The 23,421-nt window shown below is 45.3% G+C and carries 17 protein-coding genes; 10 read left to right on the top strand and 7 right to left on the bottom strand.

Annotated elements, in window-relative coordinates:
- Positions 1 to 29: 29 nt before the first annotated feature.
- Complete coding sequence (locus tag NDI42_RS07905) at positions 30 to 647, bottom strand: DUF8692 domain-containing protein (RefSeq protein WP_190456771.1); 618 nt, start codon at positions 645 to 647, stop codon at positions 30 to 32.
- Positions 648 to 717: 70 nt separating this feature from the next.
- On the opposite strand from NDI42_RS07905, the gene NDI42_RS07900 reads away from it, so the two are divergent.
- Complete coding sequence (locus tag NDI42_RS07900; RefSeq protein WP_190456769.1) at positions 718 to 876, top strand: hypothetical protein; 159 nt, start codon at positions 718 to 720, stop codon at positions 874 to 876.
- A gap of 194 nt (positions 877 to 1,070) precedes the next feature.
- Positions 1,071 to 1,517 (top strand): hypothetical protein, encoded by a 447-nt coding sequence (locus NDI42_RS07895; RefSeq protein WP_190456767.1) that lies wholly within the window; start codon positions 1,071 to 1,073, stop codon positions 1,515 to 1,517.
- Between the two features lie 88 nt (positions 1,518 to 1,605).
- Here the strand turns inward: NDI42_RS07895 and NDI42_RS07890 are convergent, their stop codons facing one another.
- Together NDI42_RS07890 and NDI42_RS07885 are read right to left on the bottom strand one after the other, a co-directional pair.
- Complete coding sequence (locus NDI42_RS07890) at positions 1,606 to 2,472, bottom strand: Rpn family recombination-promoting nuclease/putative transposase (protein WP_190456765.1); 867 nt, start codon at positions 2,470 to 2,472, stop codon at positions 1,606 to 1,608.
- Positions 2,473 to 2,829: 357 nt separating this feature from the next.
- Entirely contained in the window at positions 2,830 to 3,789 is a 960-nt protein-coding gene (locus NDI42_RS07885; protein WP_190456763.1) for an aldo/keto reductase, read from the bottom strand.
- A gap of 81 nt (positions 3,790 to 3,870) precedes the next feature.
- Here NDI42_RS07885 and NDI42_RS07880 point away from each other — a divergent pair, with 81 nt between their 5' ends.
- The gene (locus tag NDI42_RS07880) at positions 3,871 to 4,467 is read left to right on the top strand and encodes a DUF1802 family protein (protein ID WP_190456762.1); all 597 of its coding nucleotides are present in this window, start codon (positions 3,871 to 3,873) and stop codon (positions 4,465 to 4,467) included.
- A 91-nt stretch (positions 4,468 to 4,558) separates the two neighbouring features.
- Here NDI42_RS07880 and NDI42_RS07875 read toward each other — a convergent pair whose 3' ends face one another.
- Both NDI42_RS07875 and NDI42_RS07870 read right to left on the bottom strand, forming a co-directional pair.
- Positions 4,559 to 8,179, bottom strand: coding sequence for a PAS domain S-box protein (locus NDI42_RS07875; protein ID WP_190456760.1), 3,621 nt, complete (start codon positions 8,177 to 8,179; stop codon positions 4,559 to 4,561).
- A 1,153-nt stretch (positions 8,180 to 9,332) separates the two neighbouring features.
- Positions 9,333 to 11,132: a gamma-glutamyltransferase gene (locus NDI42_RS07870; RefSeq protein WP_190456879.1), complete on the bottom strand. Its 1,800-nt coding sequence runs from the start codon at positions 11,130 to 11,132 to the stop codon at positions 9,333 to 9,335.
- Between the two features lie 152 nt (positions 11,133 to 11,284).
- Here NDI42_RS07870 and NDI42_RS07865 point away from each other — a divergent pair, with 152 nt between their 5' ends.
- Positions 11,285 to 12,007: a Uma2 family endonuclease gene (locus tag NDI42_RS07865; protein WP_190456758.1), complete on the top strand. Its 723-nt coding sequence runs from the start codon at positions 11,285 to 11,287 to the stop codon at positions 12,005 to 12,007.
- A 61-nt stretch (positions 12,008 to 12,068) separates the two neighbouring features.
- Here NDI42_RS07865 and NDI42_RS07860 read toward each other — a convergent pair whose 3' ends face one another.
- Entirely contained in the window at positions 12,069 to 16,124 is a 4,056-nt protein-coding gene (locus tag NDI42_RS07860; protein ID WP_190456756.1) for a hybrid sensor histidine kinase/response regulator, read from the bottom strand.
- 6 nt (positions 16,125 to 16,130) lie between these two features.
- A complete protein-coding gene (locus tag NDI42_RS07855) occupies positions 16,131 to 16,253 on the bottom strand; it encodes a hypothetical protein (RefSeq protein WP_348231391.1) in 123 nt (40 codons plus the stop codon).
- A 50-nt stretch (positions 16,254 to 16,303) separates the two neighbouring features.
- On the opposite strand from NDI42_RS07855, the gene NDI42_RS07850 reads away from it, so the two are divergent.
- The 6 genes from NDI42_RS07850 to NDI42_RS07825 all read left to right on the top strand — a co-directional run bounded on the left by NDI42_RS07850 (position 16,304) and on the right by NDI42_RS07825 (position 23,373).
- On the top strand, positions 16,304 to 17,839 hold the full coding sequence (locus NDI42_RS07850; protein WP_190456754.1) for a DEAD/DEAH box helicase family protein: 1,536 nt from the start codon (positions 16,304 to 16,306) through the stop codon (positions 17,837 to 17,839).
- Between the two features lie 29 nt (positions 17,840 to 17,868).
- Positions 17,869 to 19,083, top strand: coding sequence for a DUF790 family protein (locus tag NDI42_RS07845; RefSeq protein ID WP_190456752.1), 1,215 nt, complete (start codon positions 17,869 to 17,871; stop codon positions 19,081 to 19,083).
- A gap of 262 nt (positions 19,084 to 19,345) precedes the next feature.
- Positions 19,346 to 19,789 carry a hypothetical protein gene (locus tag NDI42_RS07840; RefSeq protein WP_190421518.1) on the top strand — a complete coding sequence of 148 codons (444 nt, stop codon included), beginning with the start codon at positions 19,346 to 19,348 and terminating at the stop codon, positions 19,787 to 19,789.
- 525 nt (positions 19,790 to 20,314) lie between these two features.
- Positions 20,315 to 22,024: a Mu transposase C-terminal domain-containing protein gene (locus NDI42_RS07835; RefSeq protein WP_242017691.1), complete on the top strand. Its 1,710-nt coding sequence runs from the start codon at positions 20,315 to 20,317 to the stop codon at positions 22,022 to 22,024.
- 3 nt (positions 22,025 to 22,027) lie between these two features.
- Positions 22,028 to 22,864 (top strand): TniB family NTP-binding protein, encoded by an 837-nt coding sequence (locus tag NDI42_RS07830; protein ID WP_190456750.1) that lies wholly within the window; start codon positions 22,028 to 22,030, stop codon positions 22,862 to 22,864.
- Entirely contained in the window at positions 22,864 to 23,373 is a 510-nt protein-coding gene (locus NDI42_RS07825) for a TniQ family protein (protein ID WP_190456748.1), read from the top strand. The genes NDI42_RS07830 and NDI42_RS07825 overlap by 1 nt, the downstream gene beginning before the upstream one ends.
- The last annotated feature ends 48 nt before the right edge of the window (positions 23,374 to 23,421 follow it).

The following is a 23,421-nucleotide window of genomic DNA, read 5'->3' as shown; positions in this document are numbered from 1 at the left end:
CGCGATCGCTGCCAACGATTACCACATAATCATTCAACAGGGGAAGAATTGAGCGATCGCAATATCTCCCCATAGCAGACATAGCAAAAATAAAGGGCAATATTGATTTCGCTGAACAACTTCGGAACCCCCTCTAGCAAGCTGGGAAATCCATCACCGCTCAACCTCAGCGAGTCCACCGCGATCGCGCTGAATAATAGACCGATGCCACTGAGTAGCAGAATGTAGGGCGTTGATTTTAGTTTCCGTCGGAAGGCTAATCCGTATCCTAAGGCAACTGCGGCATAGACCACTATAGTCACCAGCTTGGGAATACCCGCCCTTAACAGAATAATGTGAATCCGAAAAATTTCATTAATCAGAAAACCTCCAGTTATCAGCGCCGAATATAGAATAAATAAATTTATTTTTTTGGGTGATTGAATGGCTCGGAGCAATGCAAAAGTAAAAGTACAAATAATGGGCGGCACAGTGCATAATAATTGAAATGTATGAGTTAACAAACCCGCACTTGGATTTTGTGGGGTCACTGGCGGCTCAAATAATATTCCTGCTGAGGCACCAAACACTTTGGTATAGACAATTAAAGCAACAACTACCAGTAGGGATAAACTATTGACCCAAAAAGCAGAGCGGTAATTTTTCATAACTAACCAGAAACGCCATCGCCTCAATAGGGATACACCATTCGAGTTAGCAGTTACGAATTATTACCAGATGGATAAGGAACATGAATTTATTAACCCCAAATTTCCTGCTCCAGGGCATGGCATTGCCATGCCACTACAGATCGCAAATTTTGTAAATTATTTAATCCACGTTCCTAAGCAGGCTGGTAGTGCGATCTGTTTTGATTGCTTGCGCGATCGCTCTTAATTGCTCCACATCGTCGATATAAGATATTTCCACATCAAACTTAAACTGTGCAGCTTACATGACGTTCGTTCACTCAATCTATCGAAAGAGTGAATTTGTCTAACAACTTTTAACGGGAGAACATCTATCTACAGAGCGGTTTGGCTGATGCGCTAAATGAAGTAAATATAGGATGCTAAACCTCATGGTATTCTATGAAACTGAATTATTTTACAAAACGGCTTTCGACTGTAGGACGCTGGCTGGCTACAACTCTGTTTTGCGTGTCAGCGATCGCCTTCGTTTGGCAGGGTGCGTTTTTCTCGAACACCGCAGCAATGGCTTCTCCTGCTGTAAACTTGATCGCCGCAGCAGACGTGGGCGATCAAGTTAAAGAGAAATACCGTGACGACGTGGCTGAACCATCCAAGAATTTCATCGAAGATACGAAAGATAAGGTTAAGGAAGCTGCAAATAAAAATGCCAGCCGAGTTGAGCAATCAACGGATGATAGCGCCGTTGAGGGCAAAGCAAAAAGAGATAGGAATCGAATTGAGAAAAGAGCAGATGAAGATGCGGCTCGGACTGAGAAAGCAGTAGACGACGCAAAGAATGTTGTGGAACGCACCATTGATAGCATCAAGGATGCTTTTAGCGACTAGAGAATAGATAATAGGAAAAAAAGGTTAATGTACATTGTTTCATTCATCGCATTTACTTGTACCTGAAGAAGCAATGTACATTGAACAATTAGCTTGCCGTTATACGCGATCGCAGTTCATCCAAAGAATTTACCGTTTTGATTGCTTGCGCGATCGCTTTCAATCGTTCCACATCCTGAATATTAGAGATTTCCGGCATTAGCTGTAAGCCCTCAGTGCCGAATTTTAACTCTAAAGCCAGTTCAATACCTGACAGCAGCCCTTGCTGCATTCCCTGCTGCATCCCTAGTTGTTGTCCTTCTCTTAAAATCTCTTGATACCAAGGAGATTCCCTTAACACAGCCATATCCCACCTCATAATCTGTTGTACTAAACGAGTTTCTAAGACGAAACCAGCAAAGAACGCTAACAGGGGTTCTAGCTCGTTTAACTGTTCATCTTCTCTTAGACGCTGTACGGCGCGTCTGACTACATACTCCTCACCTCCGCCCCTCAACATTGGCACAAAAGGTAGTAAAGATGGTAGTGATGGTTGAAAAGCAATTTCAGCGTCTACTTCCCAGAGATTAATTACTCGATAATCTTGACGCGATCGCAACCCCATAAATTCAGAGTCGTAGCGTGCCACTACAATTGTTTCTGAGGGTTGCCTAATGTTAATCAGCACCGGATAAACTGGCAAGTTGTACTTTTCTTCTGCTAGTGCTGCATAAGCCCGCATCCGCTTCGGCATCCGAACTTGATAGTTTAATTGTATCTCGTTAAGCACTAAAAAATCGCCGTGTTCCGGGCTGTTGGCTTTTACTAAGACATCACTTTCACGGCTGAGCCACTGGAATTGTGAATCAAGAAATTCTCCAGCTACGATATCGGGGTTTTGTGTCACCCATTGCACCCAGCCAGTCTTTGCCAAACTGATTAAACGTTTGCTGCCAATATCTGCGGCTTTTGCCATAGATTGCAATTTAATTAACTAGGTAGACGTAAAATACTCTGTATATAACAACCGTGTTTCTATAGCAACTCAAGGGTTGGGCGCGATACATCTGTAGGGGCATGGCAATCAAAAAGCCACTACCAATGTTAGAGGATGCCTGAAATAGTCATAATCGAGACGCTAAAAGGGTGGAGATCCCCCTTGCATCCCCCTTAAAAAGGGGGACTAAGACTTGATTCTCCCCCCTTTTTAAGGGGGGCTGGGGGGATCGAAACTTGTGACACTTCTCAGACACCCTCTTAGAACCGCAATATATTCTACCTAACTAAGAAACGCTATATACACAGAGTATTTTACGTTTATTTGGTGTCCTACTTACCAATTCCACATGACAGGATTATCATCCAAATGGTCGGTGACAATTCGCCCAATTGCGTCAATTTGTTGCGCCTCATCAGCAGATAAATTAATATCACCGGCTTTGGCGTTGTCTACGGCTTGTTGCTCGTTTCTTGCGCCTGCGATCGCATTCGCCTGTGGTTGGGCAATTAACCAAGCTAACGCTAACTGAGCTAGGCTACACTCATGGCGTTCAGCAATCGGACGCAGTTTGTCTAAAGCTGACTGAGCGCGATCGTAATTCTCTCCTTGAAAGAGTTTATTTTTAGCGCGGTTATCTTGGGGGTCGAATTTATGTCCTGGTTCAAATTTACCAGTTAATAATCCTTGAGCAAGAGGAGAATAGGCAACGATGGAAATATTGTTTTCGACGCAGTAAGGAGTTAAATCTTTTTCTACCCAACGCCAAAATAGAGAATAAGGCGGTTGCAAACTATCAATGCGTCCATATTGGGCGGCTTCTTCTAATTGAGCGCGGTTGAAATTAGAAACGCCGATTGCGCGAATTTTACCTTGTTCTTTCAGATGGTTTAAAGCGTTCATTGTCTCCTCAATGGGGACAATTTCACTTTTAAATGTGCCAGCAGGCCAGTGAATTTGGTATAAATCGATGTAATCGGTGTTTAGGTTTTTGAGAGAGCGATCGCACGCCTCTATCACTTGGTCATACTTGAGATGGTTGGCAAACACCTTTGTGGCATACACTGCTTTGTCGCGCACATCTGAGAGGGCTTGGGCGACAATCTGTTCAGAGTGTCCTTCTCCGTAGACTTCAGCGGTATCAACTGTTGTAATACCAGCATCAAACGCCGCCCGTATTGCTTTTATAGTGTCGGCATCTTCAATTCCCACCCACATCTTTTTGCCAGCTTGCCATGTACCCATGATGATAGGCGTGATTTGGATTTCGGAAGTGCCAAGCGATCGCGTTTGCATTTGTTAGTCCTGACTAATAGGGTTATGCCTTCATCCTAAATGTTGGCGCTAGTCTTGAATCAGGACTCTACCCGATAACTTATGCAATCCACTACAACCACTACAAATACTACTCACGCCTTCAAAGAATGGGCAACTGCTGTTGATGCTTTAGAACAAGGCAAAACGATTATGCTGCTACGCAAAGGCGGCATCCGCGAGGAGGGAAACCGCTTTCAAGTTGCCCAAAAAGAAGTTTTGCTTTACCCAACATTTGAACATCAACAGCCGAATTTGCTAAAAGCTGAATATTCCCACCTGGTGAAAACAGTGCCGTCAGGCTGGCATCCTGAGACTATCAGAATTGGCGCTTGGGCTAAAATTACCGATATTTTCCAGGTAAGTGACGAAGCGGCTGTTAAGGCGCTGCTACCTTACCATATCTGGAACGAGCAATTTGTAAGCGATCGCCTGAAATGGAAGCCGCGAACTCCCCTTTATGTGCTGCTGCTACGCACTTACAAACTTCCCCAACCAGAGATAATTACCTATAGTCCGGAATACGGCGGCTGCAAGTCATGGATCGATCTTGCCCAACCGCTAACAATTGAAGGCGCAAAACCAGTCTTGGATGATGCGGAGTATGCCGAAAAAACAGCCCAAATCCGCCAGATTGTGAATAGGGAGGCTGGGGACTAGGGGCTGGGGACTAGGGGCTGGGGACTAGGGACTAGGGACTAGGTAAGACTTTTTCCCCAATCCCCAATCCCCAATCCCCAATCCCCAATCCCTACTGTTCACGAAATATTAAAGGTAACTCGACGATAAAAGTTGTTTGATTATTAGCACTTTCCACTCGCAAAGTACCTCCCAAATGCTCTGTGAGTTTCTGCACCAGTGCCAATCCTAAACCAGTTCCGCCCTGCTTCCAGCGATCGCTACTGGGAATGCGGTAGAACTTTTCAAAAATGCGGCTTAGCTCCTTCTGGGGAATCTCAACACCAGAATTGCTGACGCTCAATTGCAGCGTTTTCTCCTTTGCATACACAGTCACAGTAATTTGTTCTTCCGGTGGGGTGTACTTGCAGGCATTATTAACCAACTCGCTCACGATCCTCTCCACACTCGTTAAATCGGAGACGAGGGGAGGCAATTCTGGCGGGATGTGAAGCTGTAAGATTTGCTGACGTTCCTGAACGCGCGAACGAAATGGTTCAAGGATGCTAGGCAGCCATTCGGGTATATTTATTGCAGTGGCAAGAAAGCTGGGATAAGACGCAGCGGCTAGGCGCTGCAAATCTAGGAGATCGTTGATAAGCTCAGTTTCTCGATTACACTCAGCTTGCAATATCTGCAAATAGCGCTGACTTCGTTCGGCCGTAGGAGCAATTTTGAGCATTTGGATCGCCATTTTCATATTAGAAATCGGAGTCCGCAACTCGTGAGAAACTGTACTCAAAAAGTCATCTTTGAGTTGATTTAGTTTTTCGAGTTCCTGAACTTGCGCTTGTGAAGTTTGATAAAGTCGGGCTTGACGAATAGCGATCGCGCATTGATTTGCCACCTGCTGCACCAGCCGAATCTCTAAATTGTTGAAAGTGTAATCTGGGCGATGGAGTAACCACAAATCCCCCAACACTCCTTGATTATCAAAAATCGGACACGCCAGCATAGCCGCTTGACCATCATTAGAGTTCGCATTGAGCGAACAAAATTGGAAACACTTACCTTGGCGGAGGGGTTGGTAAATTTCCGGGAAGGAAGCCATCGACAACACGCGACCTTTAGAGGAAGGCATTGAAATGGTGTATTCATAGCAGATAGTAGCGGTCTCTTGCTCCAAGTTGTATAAAGAGGCATGGCAGCTGCCGACGTAGAATGAGAGAGCTAATTCTCTTACAGCAGCAAGGCAAATCTGGCTTTCGTCAAGACTATCGCGAACTTTGTCAGTGATGCGTTTCAGCACTGCTTCAAAGCCGAGAGATTGTTGTAGTTGGGTGGTACGTTTTTGGACTTGGCGTTCCAGGTTAACGTTAAGTTCCTGCACCTGTTTGAATAGTGCAGATTGTTCAATAGCGATCGCTACCTGTGTTGCCAATGAAGAGAGCAAATCAATTTCCCACTGCTGCCATTGTCGGGGTTCCGAACAATTATGGGCAATCAACAGTCCCCAGAATCGATTTTGGATCGGGGATTGGGGATTGGGGATTGGGGACAAAGCTTTTTCTCCCAAGTCTGTTTTTCTGCTTGTCTGCTTGTCTGCTTGTCTGCTCTCCTGTTCCCCTTGCAAAATTGGTACTTTTAAGTTAGCCCTGATTTGGAACTGAGCCATTATATCGATGTAATCTTGATCTAAACCTGCTGTATAAATATCTTCTATTGCGATAATGTTTCCTTGTTTATAGCGTTCAAAATAGGTTTCTACCAGGGTACTTTGGATTACTACTCCCTGCATAGATATCCAACCAGGAGAGACGGATTCTACAACTACCAGACCATTTCCATCTGGGGAAAATCGGTAAATTACCACTCGGTCACAGGCGAGAAAATTCCGTACTTCAGTAACTGTAATATTGAGAATTTCGTCCAGATTTAAAGATTGGCGGATGCGTTGCGCGATCGCTCCTATCAACCGCTCCCGCTCAGTTTGTTGCCTTAGCGCTGCTTCAGAGAGCTTCTGTTCGGTGATATCCCTGGTTGTGCCAATCATCCGCACTGCCACCAAACCAGTTTCATCACAAAACAACTGGCTTTTTCCGATCATCCAGCGGATACTACCATCCGGTCTGATAATACGATATTCCTTCTCGTAGTCCTTCTTTTCCTCAACGGCACGACTTACAGCTTGATGTGTAGCTTCGCGGTCTTCAGGATGAACGCATTCTTGGAAGGCTTCATAGGTTCCCCGGAAAGTACCCGGAGCCAGACCAAATAGCTGCTCGTTCTTATCCGACCAGGTAACTTCATTAGTTAGAATATTCCAGTCCCAAGTACCCATTTCGGCAGCTTTTAGAGCTATTTTCAGCTTTTGTTCACTCTGCTGCAATGCTTGTTCTGTCTGCTTGCGTTCAGTGATGTCGAATCGAATTGCTAAATATTGAAACGGTCTTCCTTGGCTATTTAGAAAAGGAACAATCGTGGTATTTACCCAGTAATAAGTGCCATCTTTGGCTTGGTTTTTAATCTCTCCTTGCCAAGTTCTTCCGTTAGAAATTGTCTGCCACAGGTTTTGAAAGAATTCTTTTGTATGAAAACCGGAATTAATCAGGCGATGGTTTTGTCCTATCAGTTCTTCTCTGGAATATTGAGAGATTTGACAAAACTTATCGTTTACATAGTTAATAATTCCTTTCTCGTCTGTCACGACGACAATCGCGGCTCGATCTATCGCCAACTTGATGTCTGACAATTCCTTAAGGGATTTTTGTAATGCACTCTCAGCTTGCTTGCGTTCATTAATGTCTTCAACAACAGAAAAGAAATATTTAGGCTTACCGTCAGGTTCTCGTACCAAAGAAACGGTTAAATTAATCCAGATGTGGGAACCATCTTTGCGAATGTAGCGTTTCTCCATTGAATATGTCTGAAGCTCTGATGCCAACACTCGGCGGACATATTCAATATCTGTATTTAGGTCATCGGGGTGGGTAATATCCTGAAAAGTTCGCGTTAGCAATTCCTCTTGCGTATAACCCACAATGTCGCAGAGTTTTTGGTTAACCAGTAGCCACTGTCCGTTTATTCCTACGTGCGCGATGCCAACAGCCACCTGCTCAAATGTTGCTTGGAATAGACCTTGGAATAGCCTGTCGCTCTCTTTTAGAGCCTCTTGTGCCTGCTTGCGGCTAGTAATATCTGTAAACATACCGAGAACGCCCTGAAATTGACCGTTCTCATCGAAAATTGGATTAGTGCTAGCGAGTACCCACGCTTCTTGACCATTTCGGCAACGCCAACGCCATTCGTACTGCTCTTTGATTCCCTGTAGCATCCGCGGGTAATACCACTGAGCTTCTGGCAAATCTTCTTCAAAAAGAAAATCAAAGGCAGAACGACCAATCATCTCGGCTGTAGTGTAGCCAAGTATATCGGCTGTTTGCTGGTTAACGTAAGTCGTCCGCCCTTCGGCATCGACTAGCCAAATGCTTTCGCTGGTAGTGTCTAGTAGGCGAAGATAAAGCTGTTCTCTTTCCCGCAGCGCTGCTTCTGCTTGCTGGCGCTTATTGATTTCTTGATTCAGTTCTTCATTAGCTAGCGCTAGTTCGGCTGTCCGCTCCCTCACCAGTCTTTCTAATTCTTCATAAGTCATTGGCAATGTCGCTTCCGTCGGCAACGCCTTACGAGCTTTGAGAAGCTGGACAGTGCGCCGATTAAGGTGTAATTCTAACTTTTTGCGCTTAAATCTGCTCATTTTGACTAGCCGCGTTGCCAACTAGAGTGCCGCGATTAGTGAACTATTAGTTTTGTGTGGTACGCGAACCCATCGATTTCAATTTCTTTAAATGTAAGGGATTGTCGGGAAACTTTTGATAATTAATCTTTTCTAGCTTCCTCGGACGGTTTGTGGGGGCTGCGATGCCAAAGGCTTGCTGTAGACGCTACTAGGCTGTCTTTTCGCTGAGAAGCGCTACTCGGATTGCACTTGGCAACAGATACACCTACTTAATATTGATATCGTTATGAGTCCTCTGGGATACTCTAGGTAGCTGGATAATTCCGCACTATTTGGTAGATTCAGCTTTGTGCATCATCAATTTATTAGCTCCTCTAAAGCTTTGGTATACTTACACCTTCTCGCTTTGCGTAATTCTCATCTTACTGTGCGACATCTTTTTCCAGTAATCTTACAACTTAAATTTTATCAAAAGCATCACACTTTCTGGGGATTTATACTGAATTAATGTGGATTAGGCAGTATTATTACTGATTTACGTGCCTTGGAGGCGAGAGATTGTACGCCCGGTGAAGTGTAGGGAGGCTTACCCGACTAGGTGAAACTCCACTTCCCTACCGACCGAAATCATGTTTTACCACAAGCGACTGCTAACAACCTTAGATTGTGAACAATTATATCTAGAGGTGAAAGGCATTTAGTTGTGGGAGTGAAGAATTAGTTTCACTCGGTTCTAACGGGTCGATGCTTACTCGTATAGGGAATTAGGATTCAAATCTACAAAATAACTGATTGTAAAATTCCCAATTTGGACAACCAGATTGATGCACTAATTTATTTTAATTTATGGCAACAAGTAAAAAAAAATAAATACTGTAAAAGTTTAATTTAAGAGCTTTTGTAGACCAAATTAAACTTATAAACTTGAGAAAGATCAGTAACTTTTGACTGGTTTGGATAGATAGTTGTTAATCCAAAGTTGCTTATTTTAACCATTTATTTAAAACAAAGGTTTATTAAGGGTTCAGCACTATTGATTAAATAAATGGCTGGGACAAATTACGGGAAGCTAATGCAATCGTGTGGGAATTTGATAATTAATAGGACAAGCGATCGCAAAGAATTTAAAATTTTAAAAAGATTTATTTTAAATTCTACATTTTTAATTTATCTAATAACCGCTAGGCGCACCTTCACCGCGAGGATCTGCTGCACCTTCTAAAAATCCGTCCGGTGTTACTACGATCGCGTTAGCATTACCCCAAGGCGATCGCTCTTCGATTTTGTGACCGCGACGACGCAGTTCTGCTATGGTAGCGACATCTAAACCAAAAGGTTCTACATTCACCTGGTCGGGAAGCCATTGATGATGGATGCGAGGGGCGGACACAGCTTGTCCGGCATCCATGCCGTATTCTAAGACGTTGAGAACGACTTGCAGGACGGTGGTAATAATGGTGCTGCCTCCGGGCGCACCAACAGCCATGCGGAGTTTACCATTTTCGGTGACAATGGTGGGTGTCATGCTGGAGAGGGGAATTTTGCGAGGTGCGATCGCATTCGCCTCACCGCCCACCAAACCATAGGCGTTAGGCACTCCAGGCGCAGCAGCAAAGTCGTCCATCTCGTCGTTTAAGAGAATCCCGGTACCGGGTACAACTACCCCGGAACCAAAGCCGTAGTTAACTGTAAAGGTAAGGCTGACTGTGTTGCGATTCTCATCTACCACCGTTAGATGGGTGGTATCGTTTGATTCGCGAGCAAGGCGTTGTAGAGTTTCCTTATCTGCTGGTTTCACCTCGCTGGATAATCTAGCCCTATTCATACTAATTTCCTGTCGTCTTTCAGCGGCATAGGCAGGATTAATTAGTGATGAGACTGGGACTTTCACAAAATCAGGATCGCCTAGATGTTCGGCACGATCTGCATAGGCAATTCGCATCGCTTCGATCATTAGATGTAGCGTGTCGGGATGATGCCATCCTTTAGATTTCAGGTCGTTAGCCTCCCCGTCAACTAACCTAGCCTTCACGTCGCCAGACCCCTCAATTAACCGGGGGTTGGGAGATGGGGTTCCCCCAATAATATTTAATATTTCTAGTAGGTGAACGCCTCCGGAGGAAGGTGGCGGCATTGAACAAATACGAGATTGGCGGAAATTGCCGCAGACTGGGGTACGCCAAGTGGTTTTGTAGGTTCTGAGGTCTTCGAGTGTAATTAAACCACCGTTTTTTGCCATGTCGTTGGCTATAGCCCTGGCAATGTTGCCAGTGTAGAAGCTTTGGGGATTTTGCGCGATCGCTTGTAATGTTTTGGCTAAATCTGTTTGTATCAGTCTTTCTCCCGGCTGATACATTGCCCCATTGCGCGTAAAAACTTGACGCGCCGCCGGATTTTTTAATAACGGTTCCTTTCTCCGTTCAGCAGCGGCGACAAAGCGGCGGCTAACAATAAAACCATCTTGCGCCAACTTAACTGACGGTGCCACAACTTCCTGCCAAGATAACTTACCGTACTGGCGATGAATTTCATACAGTCCTGCTACGGTTCCCGGCACCGCCACCGACAGATGTCCATCTACACTGACATTGGGACGCACTTTTCCCGCCGCATCCAGGTACATATCGCGGGTAGCTTTCAAGGGTGCGCGTTCCCGAAAGTCGAGGGCTTTGATTTCGCCAGTTTTCTCCAAGCGCAGCAACAAAAACCCACCGCCACCGATACCTGCGGAAAAAGGTTCTACCACAGAGATAGCGAAAGCTGTAGCCACTGCTGCATCAACCGCGTTACCGCCTTTGCGTAGCATGGAAACTCCCGCTTCACTACCTAATGGATGGGCGGAGACAACCATACCCTGCTTGCTTCTGAGGGGTTCGATAAATGCGGCTGGTGCTGTATGGCACCAAGAAACAGTTACAGAGACAGCAATTGTGATAAAGGCAATTTGTTTAGAGGGGAGAAAACTTGGCATGGTGTGTTTTGGAGGTGAGAGCGATCGCACTCCTGGCCACCAAATTACCACGTAAATAAACGCGATCGCTTGTGGGCGTGCCAGTCGTTGATAAATCTTGTAATTAGACCACAATAGAAGCAAAAGTCTACTTTATCTTCACCAAAAGAAAAGTGTCTCCCATCACTCAAACCCCCCTACCGCAACTATCAATTACCTGGCCTCTGCTGCCAGAAGATTTTACCCTACCAGACGATCCTGTGGAGAATACAGATCAACCACCATTAGCTGCTGCTTTGCGCCAGCCTTTGACCGCTTTTCCGAACTTAATACAAGATGCCCTCATCGTGTCTAACTTTGCCTTGTGTGCCGCCATTGAGGGGCGAATCATCTGCAAAGCACCAGACTGGATGTATGTGCGTCCGGTGCAACCTTGGACTCGTCCTTATCCGCGTCGCAGCTACACGCCACATACTGAGGGAACAATACCCCAAGTGGTGATGGAGTTTCTTTCTGCTACTTATGGCGAAGAATATTCGGTGGAATTTACCGAAGGTGTGGGTAAGTGGTTTTTTTATGAAAGAGTAGTTCAAGTGCCTCGCTATGTTATCTTTCGACCAGATACGGGGCGCGTCGAAGTTTATGGGCTAGAGTCGCAGCGTTACCAACTGCAAACACCCGATGAGGCGGGACGTTATTGGATTCCCGGATTAGATTTATTTCTGGGAGTTTGGCAAGGAAGCCATGAAGGTAGAAACGGCTATTGGCTGCGGTGGTGGAATGCCCAAGGGGAGTTGTTGCTGTGGTCAGAAGAACGGGCTGAACAAGAACGTCTTCGCGCTGAAAGATTAGCAGAAAGGCTGCGTCAGATGGGGGTTGACCCAGATCAATTGTGATGCAGGGGGAGAAGATGCGTAGGACGGAGTCCGAGGCGAAGCCATCGCGCTCTAAAATTATTCAAACTTGTCCAGTGCGTCCGGCGAGGTTGGCAATTACGGCAGCTAACTCGGCTGGATCGACTGGCTTGGGGACGTGTAGCTGGAAGCCTGACAAAAGAGCCTGCGTCCGGTCTTCTGCTCTAGCATAAGCTGTCAGCGCCACAGCGGGAATATTTTTCGACGCGGTATCGAGCGCTCTAATTTTGCGAATCAGGCTGTAGCCATTTTCTTCCGGCATCCCAATATCGCTGACGAGTACATCAGGCTTTAAACGTTGTAGTGTTTCAAGTGCAACGCTCACAGACGGAACAGCGGTGACTTCGGCTCCATACTCTGCAAGCATTGTAGAGAGTAAATCGCGTGCATCTGCCTCATCATCTACGATTAGCACGCGCAAACCATTTAGAGGGATGGGGGATTGGGGATCGGGAATGGGGGTAGGGTGTGAATCTTTCTGTGTCCCTAGTCCCTTGTCCCTAGTCGCCTGTCCCTTATCGATGAGTGGCAACCGGACTGTAAATGTTGCTCCTTGTCCTTCTCCTAGGCTTTCGGCGTGGACTGTGCCGCCTTGCAGTTCTACTAGATGGCGGACAATGGCTAAACCGAGTCCGAGTCCACCATGCGATCGCGTTGTTGTTCCATCAGCTTGTCGGAAGCGTTCAAAAACGTAGGGGAGAAAATCGGGACTAATTCCCGCGCCTGTGTCGCTTATCTGAATTTGAGCATAGTTGTCTGTTGACAACGTTTCAATTTGACGACTTGACAATTGTTCCCTGACTACTGACAGTTTAATTGTCACCCGACCTTTGCTGGGTGTGAACTTGACGGCGTTAGAAAGTAAGTTCCAGACAATTTGCTGTAAACGAGTGGAATCTCCCAAGACTGATACCACTGAGCGGTCTAATATGGATTCAATGTAAATTTCCTTGGCGTTAGCTGCTGGTAGGACAATATCAATTGCTGCCTCAATAACTGGTAGAAGTTCTACTGGATAAACATTCAGACGCAGTTTACCTGTAATGATGCGGGAGACATCTAGAACATCCTCGATGAGTTGAGAAAGCGATCGCGTGTTCCGGTCAATTGTCTCTAGCGCTTTGGCGGTGGTAGTGGGGTCGAACTGGCGGTTACGGAGTAGCTGAGTCCAACCAAGCATGGCGTTAAGCGGCGTTCGCAGTTCGTGGGACAGTGTGGCTAGGAACTCGTCTTTCATCCGGTTCGCCTGCACAGACTCGTTGTAGAGGCGGGCGTTGTCAATTGCTAAGGCGGCTCGATCTGCCAAATCTTGCAGAAATACCTGGTCATTAATAGTATACGAGTTGTCGCTCTTGTCGCGGGAAAGAGCGATTGTGCCAATGATCCGACCCCGCACCCGCAGTGGTGCGACCAGAAGGCTGTATACACTAAAGCGTTCCAAACACGGTAAATACTCTGCTTTGATTGAGGCGCGTAGCTGCTCTTGTGATACAACTGGGATGAGCAGCGACTCTCCTGTTTCAAACACGCGAGCCGTTAATCCTTCATCGATGCGCTGGGGTGCAGCAGCTGACAACTCGCGGACAAAGGCGATCGCTTCTGGGTTAGGGTGATAAACGGCAACTGTATTCAACCACTGTCCATCGTCCGACACTAGGCGAATAGTGCAAGTATCGCCAACTAACTCGACTGTGCGCTGACAGATTGTATCCAAGGCAGTTTGATAATCTAGGATTGCTTCAGCAAAAGTTCGTGAAGCCTCGGCTAGAACTTGTAAGCGATTGGCATAGCGAAGGATTTGCTTTTCTGCCCGCTTGCGTTCTGTAATATTAGTATTTACGCCGATCCATTTTATCGGTTTACCATTTTCGTTTTTGATAGCTGTGGCGCTATCTGTCCAATACAGGTAGGTGCCATCTTTTCGCTGGACGCGGTATTCTTGGAAAAATGGTTCGCCTGTTTGCAGATGTTGGTCTACCGCCGCTATGACGCGATCGCGATCGTCCGGATGCAGCATATTTTCCCAAGCTTGTAGCGTCCGGGGAAACTCTCCCGGTTCGTATCCCAGGTGTTCGTCTATTTTACCGAACCACTCCATGCGATCGCTCTTGATATCCCATTCATAAATCACATCTGTAGCGCATTGTGCCGCTATTTTAAACCGTTTTTCGCTCTCGATCAATGTGGCTTCTGCTTGCTTGTCCAGAGTGATGTCGTTTTGAGTTCCCCATGCTCTTACTAATAGACCATTTTCCACAATTCCCACCAAGTTATTCACAAAGTATTTGAAATTACCTTGCTTATCAATTTCATAAGATTCTGCTTGGTGTAGTCGGTAGCCAGAACGAATAAATGCTTGTAAATATTCAATATTATTTATATCTTCACGAACAAGAAAGTTTCCTAGTCTTGCTCCTACAATTTCTTCGGCACTGTCATAGCCATACATTTGTGCCATAACATTGTTACATTCCCCCAAGTATCCATATTGATAAAGCTGCTCGATTTGCTCATCTTCTGGAGACTCTATATAAATTGGCTGCTCAAGTTCAAACCGCCAAATTCCTTCTGAACTTTGTTCTACAAAAGCTCGGTAGCGTTCCTCGCTTTGCCGTAATGCTTCTTCTGCTTGCTTGCGTTCAGTAATGTCATTGACGAGAACAAAAAATCCTTTAACTTCTCCCCCTTCTCCAAAATGGGGAACGTAAGTACCCTGAACATAACGCTGCTCTCCATTGCTGCGTGTAAAGGCGCTTTCATAACTTACTTTTTGTCCAGACAATACCGCTTCTATAAACTTTTCAACTGACTGATAAATCGACTCACCCATAACTTCCTTCAGGTGCTTTCCGGTAATTTGGGTGCGCGAATATCCAAACCATTCTTCGTATGCCCGATTATTAAAGCGATAACGCTGTTCTGAATCAACGTAAGAAATGTATATCGGCACCGAGTCTATTATCAGACTAATTTGTTCTTCACTATCCTGTAGGGACTGTTGAGTTTGCTTGCGGAGAGTGATGTCACGAAAGTAAACAGCTAAACCATATTTGGATGGATAAATGCGGGCTAATATCCATTTTTGAAAGCGCTGATTAAACTCTTCATACTCGACAGTTACCTGCTCGGAGAGTGCATGATGAGCATGAATATAAAATTGCGAGTTAGGGAGTGGGGGAAATACTTCCCACACGATTTTGCCGATTAACTCTTCGCGGGGTTTCTGGAAAAAATGCTCTGCGTGAGTGTTTACGTAGGTGTACCGCCATTCGCTGTCTAAGGCAACAAAAGCATCGGAAATGCTTTCTAAAGTGTTAGTAATTTGTTCTTTAGCCGCTTGTTCTTTATTGAGTAGTTGAATGCGTTCTTCTTCAGCTTGCTTGCGGAGGGTAATATCGGTAATCATAGCGATCGCGCCCATAAATTGACCGCGTTCGTCTAAAATTTGGCTAGTGGAGACAATCGTCCAAAGCGTTGAACCATCTTTGCGACGGTAACGAAAGTCAAACTGATCTTTATTTGGCTGCTTGCGTCGCTTAATCCTCGCTTGAGCTTCGATTTGAGCTTCGTCATCCATAAAGTCAAAAATCGAGTGTCCCAGCATTTCCTCTACGCTGTAGCCAAGAAGGTGCGCCATCCGCTGGTTGACATACTCGGTTTTAAACTCAGCATTAGTTGTCCAAATACCTTCGTAAGCGGTATCGACAATGCGACGATATTGCTCTTCACTGGCTTGCAGTTTTAGCATACTCGTCTCCAGCCGCTGTTTAGCAGTGCAAAGTTCCGAGTTGAGTGTGCTAATCAGTAGCGTTACCAGCACGAACACGCCTAGCCGCAAGATATCGTTCAAACTAGCGATCGCCAGCGAGTAAACTGGAGCTACAAAGAAGTAGTTGATGACTAAAGTAGACAAAATTGTAGCCAGCAACCCCGGTTTCATCCCGCCATACCAAGCACTAACCGTCACGGCGGCATAAAACAGTGGCAAAATGGTAGGCGCGATTAGTGGCTTTAGCAGTAATGTCAGTTGTAGCGCCATACCTGTACTAATTACAGCAACACCGTAGCGCCGCAGTCGGGGATGCGTTACTCTCCACATCTTTGTTCAGTTCTCCTCTGTCGCTACCGTAAACACGCTGTTTGTTAAGGAAGCATTCCCATTAAAAAAATCTAGCTGGCGATTAAAAATCATCAAGTGCAAGATGTCAGGCGAACTACCATTCTGCATTATGCCTTGACTCTTCTAAAATTATCGGGGACAGAGAATTCAAAAAACCAATGGCTCGTACCCCTACATTATCTTTTGATCGAGGAACTTTAATTTTGCATCCACCGCCAAGGGGGAAATCTTGGGTAGAATACGCTACTTGGGATGACAGAGTGGAAAAGTTCCGCATCCAGGCGATATATTATCGCCAATTGGTGGAAGTGCTGCAAGCGGAAGGGACTAATTTTATCGATGAGGCGAAGGGTTTTGAGTCTCTCTCCCTGGTGGCGAGTATGGAGATGGAACCTTATCCGCATCAGAGGGAGGCTCTGTTGGCTTGGAAGCAAGCCGGTAGGCAAGGGGTTGTGGTGTTGCCAACGGCGGCGGGAAAGACTTATCTAGCGCAAATGGCGATACAATCGACACCGCGCAGTACGTTGATTGTGGTGCCGACTCTGGATTTGATGCACCAGTGGTATGCTCACTTAACGGCGGCTTTTCCGGATGCGGAGGTGGGGTTGTTGGGTGGCGGTTCGCGAGATAAAACGCCGATACTGGTTGCTACTTACGACAGTGCGGCTATTCACGCGGAGACTTTGGGAAACAGGTATGCTTTGTTAGTGTTTGATGAGTGTCACCACTTACCTACAGATTTTAGTCGGGTAATTGCTGAGTATGCGATCGCGCCTTATCGTCTCGGACTCAGCGCTACTCCTGAGCGTTCTGATGGCAAGCACACTGATCTTAATATGTTAATCGGTGCGGAAGTTTATCGCAAAACTGCTGAGGAATTAGCAGGTGCGGCTTTAGCCAATCATGAAGTGGTGCAGATTAAGGTAAAGTTGTCGCAACTAGAACGCGATCGCTACAACGAGCTGATTCAACTACGCAACAATTTTTTGCGAGAATCAAATATTTCTTTAGGCAGTATTCAAGGGTGGCAGCAGTTTGTCATGGTAAGTGCGCGATCGCAAGCTGGACGACGTGCCATGTTAGCTCACCGCGAAGCTAAAGATATTGCTCTTGGTACTGATGGTAAACTGCGAATATTATCTAATATTTTAGCCCAACATTATCCGGAACGCACGTTGATTTTTACTACCGATAATGCTACAGTTTACCGCATTTCTCACGAGTTTTTAATTCCAGCAATTACCCATCAAACGCCTATCAAAGAACGGCACGAGATATTAACTAAATTTCGGGAGGGAGAATACAAAAATTTGATTGCTTCTCACGTTCTGAATGAAGGGGTTGATGTTCCTGCTGCAAGTGTAGCAATAATATTATCTGGTACGGGTTCGCAGCGCGAGTTTATTCAGCGATTAGGGCGAGTTTTGCGTAAGGGAAATGATGCTAATAAACGCGCTATGCTTTATGAGGTTGTGGCGGAAGATACGAGTGAAGAAGGTACTTCTAATAGGAGAAGGGGAGAGAAGAGGAATGAACCGCGTCAGCCGAAGGTGAAGCGAAGCGAAGGACGCGAAGGAGGAGAGAGGAAAGGGCAGTTGGAGATTTTTTATGGGGCAAATTCTAGTGTTACGAAGAAAGCAGCGGAATCATCAGCAAAGTGGGTAGATGATGATGAAAATCTTCCTGATTCTTAGTTATTTCTCTTTTTTGCGGTTCATTCATCATGCTACCAACTGACCTTTTAATCCACCGACAAAATGGCGAAACGATAGTCCCAAAACGCCTAAATATTGATGCCAAAAATTTAGCCGTTGCCAATGAGTTGATTATTTGCTTCCAAGAGGCATTAGGCAACACTCAAGGAGAACTAGACCGTCAATTATCAGAATTAGAAGGTGATAGTCCAGATTATCGCTTAAAGCGAGGATTAGCTCATATTCTCAAAAGCAGCTTGTCTACTTTTGAAGTAGTTAGTCCTCTGGAACCGCCAGAATTACGAGAGCGAGTTTTTGCCCTTTCTGCACAATCAATTCCGAGTCCGCAAGCTTCTGGTGCAACACTTAATATATTAGCTGACAAACTCAGTCAGGAACTAGAAAGAGAAGTTTTACCAAGTCAAATTCAGGCTGGACTTTACGCAGATTTAGCTGAGAATCGCATCTTAACTCAGTTTGATGGGATTACCCCAGAAGATTTGCTACACCGCTACAATTTATCTCAAGTACAAGGCGTTTTCTATCGCGCTAGTCAAATTACTTTGAATGCTCACCGCAACGTCCCAGGAGAGTATAAACTGTTATTTCGCTATCTAAAACTGTTTCAATTGATGGCGTATATTGAGGGCGATGCGGATCATGGGTTTACGATTACAGTTGATGGCCCGACGAGTTTATTTAAGCCTAGTACAAGGTATGGGTTAGCGATCGCTAAACTCCTCCCCGCTTTACTCCACGTTACAAAATGGAGTCTATCCGCCATCCTCCAAAACCGCGACACCTACACCGGAACCTGGAAAACGGGACGCTTTACCCTCAATTCTGACTGTGGCTTAGTTTCCCACTATCCCCCTGGTAAGCCTTACGATAGTATGCTGGAAGCATCTTTTGCTGACCGCTGGGACTCGTTGAAATCAGATTGGGTATTAGAACGAGAAGTAGACCTGATTCCAATTCCTGGTAGTGTGATGATTCCCGACTTTCGCTTAGTACATCCTGATGGTCGCACCTTCTTACTAGAAATTGTCGGCTACTGGCGACCGGAATATTTGCAAAAGAAATTTTCTCAGGTACGTCGTGCTGAATGCGACAACTTAATTTTAGCGATTTCGGAACGGCTGAATCTAGAAAAAGCAGGGGTAAACTTGAAGGATGTGCCAGCAAGAATTATTTGGTTTAAAGATAAATTAATACCCAAGGCGGTATTAGCTGCGCTTGATTAAGCATCGCTATATGAATCCGATTAATCTACTTTTAAATATTTTTCGCACTCGTACTTGGCTTTCGTCTTTCCAGCTTAGATACGGCGCTATAGCAGGATAAAAGAATAATTTTGTCAGGTGCAGTCGCGCCTAAATTTGTGACATTACCCATCATTCCATCACTTAGGAAGCACTACTTCTATCTATAGTATGACGACTATGATGTTGAGGATGAGATTTAATCAAGTGCGACCTGATACTGGTAAGAGCCAAATAGAAACTGATGAATACATCTCTGAAAACTCAAATTAAAAAAGGCGTTGGTATGATGTCGGTGGTTACAACTGCTGGAATTTTTCTGGCTTTTCCAGCATTAGCACAAGTTAATAGCGTTAATTCTATTAATGGCAATGCTCGTATTGACTCCTCCGCAAGCAGCCAACAATTATTCGCTCAAACCCAAACACCCGGCACCGCACCTGGCGCTGGCAGCACCGACGACAGCGCACCCGCACCTGGAGCTGGCACCACCAACGACAGCGCACCCGCACCTGGCGCTGGCACCAACAACGACGCCACACCCGCCACAATACCCCCCGGCACTACGCCTGCACGCACACCCACCACTAATACACCACAAAGCACTACTGGAGATAGCAATCTTCGGCCAGGAAGTTGGGATTGTTTACATAATCCAAATCCAGTCTGTATGAATCCCAGAAGATAGTTAAACTCTTTGCGTGTATGGCGTGGGAAGGTAGCGATCGCACGCCATTGACATAACCAAGAAGCCCCTATATTTGGGGGCTTTCGCTTTCTGCTAACTAACGGTAAGGAAAGCTGTTTTTTCCAAACGTGAGGGGTCACTAATAGTTCAACGACATCAATTTGGCACGAAGACATATTATAATTCGTCTTAATTGACAATAATCTGTCTAGACAAACAATTAGTCACTCTACAACTAATGTACATTAACAAATTATTTGTCACATTAACAAAATAGTGTCACACAGCTTCAAAGTGTCTGAAGCCCTTCTGTACCAATAGTTATAGAGGGGTTTTATTTATGTGATGCCCTTTTACTTTAATAAAACCAGATTAACAATTTAAGTGTCAAATCCCAGAAAATTAACAATTTAAGTGTCACTTGTCAGAAATGGTTATTTTCTGACTTTTGGCAGAATTAACATATTGACTGTCACTTAATATGTTCCTAAAATACAAATATGTTGCTATAAAACAATTTTGTTTATGCCAGACGCAGGCTTTTCTGAAACAAGGGTCTCGGCAAATATCGCAGACGAGGGAGCTAATCTCACGGAAGCTTCCGTAATAGTGAGTGAACTTTCGGATGAAGCTCTTCTGAAGATGGAAGTAATTCAAAGTCTTTTGGAACCAAGCGATCGCCCCGTTGGTGAAAGGATTCAGGAAGCAGCCGCCAAATTGGGGAAGTCAGTGCGTACAGTAAGACGGCTGCTTGACAAATGGGAACAGGAAGGACTGCTTGGAGTAAATAAGACAGAACGCGCAGATAAAGGTAAGCACCGGATTGAGGAAGACTGGCAGGAGTTTATTCTTAAAACTTATCGCGAGGGAAATAAAGGGAGTAAAAGAATGACTCCTAAGCAGGTTTTCCTGCGAGTACAGGTAAGAGCTTTGCAGCTAGGCCTCAAATCTCCTAGTCACATGACGGTATACCGCATTCTAGAACCAGTAATTGAGAAGCAGGAGAAAGCTAAAAGTATTCGTACCCCTGGTTGGCGAGGATCCCGTTTATCAGTCAAAACCCGCGATAGTAAGGACTTATCAGTAGAGTATAGCAACCACGTCTGGCAATGCGACCACACCCGCGTAGATGTATTGCTGGTAGATCAACATGGTCAACTTCTCAGCCGTCCTTGGCTGACAACAGTTATTGATACCTATTCTCGCTGCATTATGGGCATTAATTTGGGCTACGATGCTCCAAGTTCTCAGGTGGTAGCGTTAGCTTTACGTCATGGGATTTTGCCCAAGCAGTATGGTTCTGAATACAAACTGCATTGCGAGTGGGGGACTTATGGCAAACCCGAACACTTCTATACAGATGGGGGTAAGGATTTTCGTTCTAACCACTTGCAGCAGATTGCAGTGCAGTTAGGGTTTGTTTGTCATTTACGCGATCGCCCCAGTGAAGGTGGTATCGTTGAGCGTCCTTTCAAGACTCTCAACAGTGAACTTTTCTCAACGTTGCCAGGGTATACGGGGTCGAACGTACAAGAGCGACCTAAAGAGGCTGAAAAAGATGCAAGCCTTACACTCAGGCAATTAGAGCAAAGATTGGTGCGATACATCGTTGATAACTACAACCAGCGGATTGATGCCCGGATGGGAGATCAAACGCGGTTTCAACGATGGGATGCTGGATTAAGGGTTTCTGCTCCTGATGTCTTTTCGGAAAGGGAGTTAGATATCTGCTTAATGAAGCAAGCAAGACGCAGTATCCAAAGAGGGGGCTACCTGCAATTTGAAAACCTGATGTACCGAGGTGAGCATTTGGCAGGCTATGCCGGAGAAAGCGTGGTGCTGCGATATGACCCCAGAGATATCACAACTGTTTTGGTCTATCACCAAGAAGGCAACAAAGAGGTTTTTCTAGCGCGTGCTTATGCTCAGGATTTAGAGACAGAGCAATTATCTTTAGATGAGGCGAAAGCCAGCAGTCGGAAGATTCGGGAAGAAGGGAAAACTGTCAGTAACCGCTCGATTTTGACAGAAGTGCGCGATCGCGATACTTTCTTAACTCAAAAGAAAACCAAAAAGGAACGTCAAAAAGCAGAACAGGTTGAAGTCAAAAGAGCGAAACAACCCTTATCTGTTGAACCTGAAGAAATAGAAGTGACATCTATTCAAAGTGAAGCAGAACCAGAGATGCCAGAAGTATTTGATTACGAACAAATGCGTGAGGATTATGGCTGGTAAGCGATGACTAAAAATGAAGCTAAAGCGGTTGCCCAAGAATTAGGTGAGATCCCACTTAATAGCGAGAAAGTACAGGCGGAAATTCAACGATTGAACCGTAAGCCTTTTGTGGATCTAGAACAAGTGAAAGTTCTTAATGATTGGTTGGAAGGAAAGCGCCAATCGCGACAGTCCGGCAGGGTTGTGGGAGAGTCAAGAACGGGTAAAACAATCGCCTGTGATGCTTATAGATTGCGTCATAAACCGATTCAAGAAGTTGGTAAACCACCAACTGTACCTGTTGTTTATATTCAAATTCCTCAAGAGTGTGGTGCTAAGGAATTGTTTGGGGTGATTCTTGAACATTTGAAATACCAAATGGTCAAGGGGACGGTAGCAGAAATTCGCGATCGCACTTTACGAGTCCTCAAGGGCTGTAGTGTGGAAATGCTGATTATTGATGAAGCTGACCGCCTGAAGCCTAAAACATTTGCTGAGGTGCGGGATATCTTTGACAAGTTGGAGATTTCCGTCATTTTGGTAGGTACTGACCGCTTGGATACGGTAATTAAGCGAGATGAACAAGTTTACAACCGCTTTCGTGCTTGTCATCGCTTCGGCAAGTTGTCAGGAGGAGAGTTTAAGCAGACGGTAGAGGTTTGGGAAAAGAAAGTTTTGCAGTTGCCTGTGGCTTCTAATTTGTCTAGTAAGACGATGTTGAAAACATTGGGGGAAGCGACGGCGGGTTATATCGGTTTGATGGATATGATTCTCAGGGAAGCAGCTATTGAGTCTTTAAAGAAAGGCTTGCAAAAGATTGATTTGGAGACGTTAAAGGAAGTAGCTGCTCAGTACAGATAATGGAAGCTTCGGATATTCAGCCTTGGCTATTTCGAGTGGAACTCTTTGAGGGGGAAAGTCTGAGCCACTTCTTGGGACGGTTTCGACGGGCAAACAATCTAACGCCAACTGGTTTAGGGAAGGTGGCGGGACTTGGAGGTGCGATCGCTCGTTGGGAAAAGTTTTATCACAACCCCTTTCCTGCTCGGCAACAGTTAGAAGCTCTAACTACAGTAGTTGGAATTGAAGCAGATAAATTGGCAAATATGTTGCCTCCTGCTGGAGTAGGAATGAAGCACGAGCCAATTCGGTTGTGTGGGGCTTGTTATGCTGAATTTGCTTGTCACCGGATTGAATGGCAGTTTAAGACGGCAAATAGGTGTGGGAGGCACCAGTTACGCTTGCTATCTGAATGCCCAAATTGCAAAGCAAGGTTTAAAGTTCCAGCTTTGTGGGTGGGCGGCCATTGTCAGCGGTGTTTTATGACGTTTGCTGAGATGGCAAAGTATCAGAAGCCTGTTTTACAGTAAATTCCATCATTTCTCGGAAAAGCGATCGCGTCTTTGAGAAGGATTAAA

Source organism: Funiculus sociatus GB2-C1 (assembly GCF_039962115.1).
GTDB lineage: Bacteria > Cyanobacteriota > Cyanobacteriia > Cyanobacteriales > FACHB-T130 > Funiculus > Funiculus sociatus.
The sequence above is the reverse complement of the archived record's forward strand: the minus strand, read 5'-3'. Positions and strand labels throughout refer to the sequence as shown.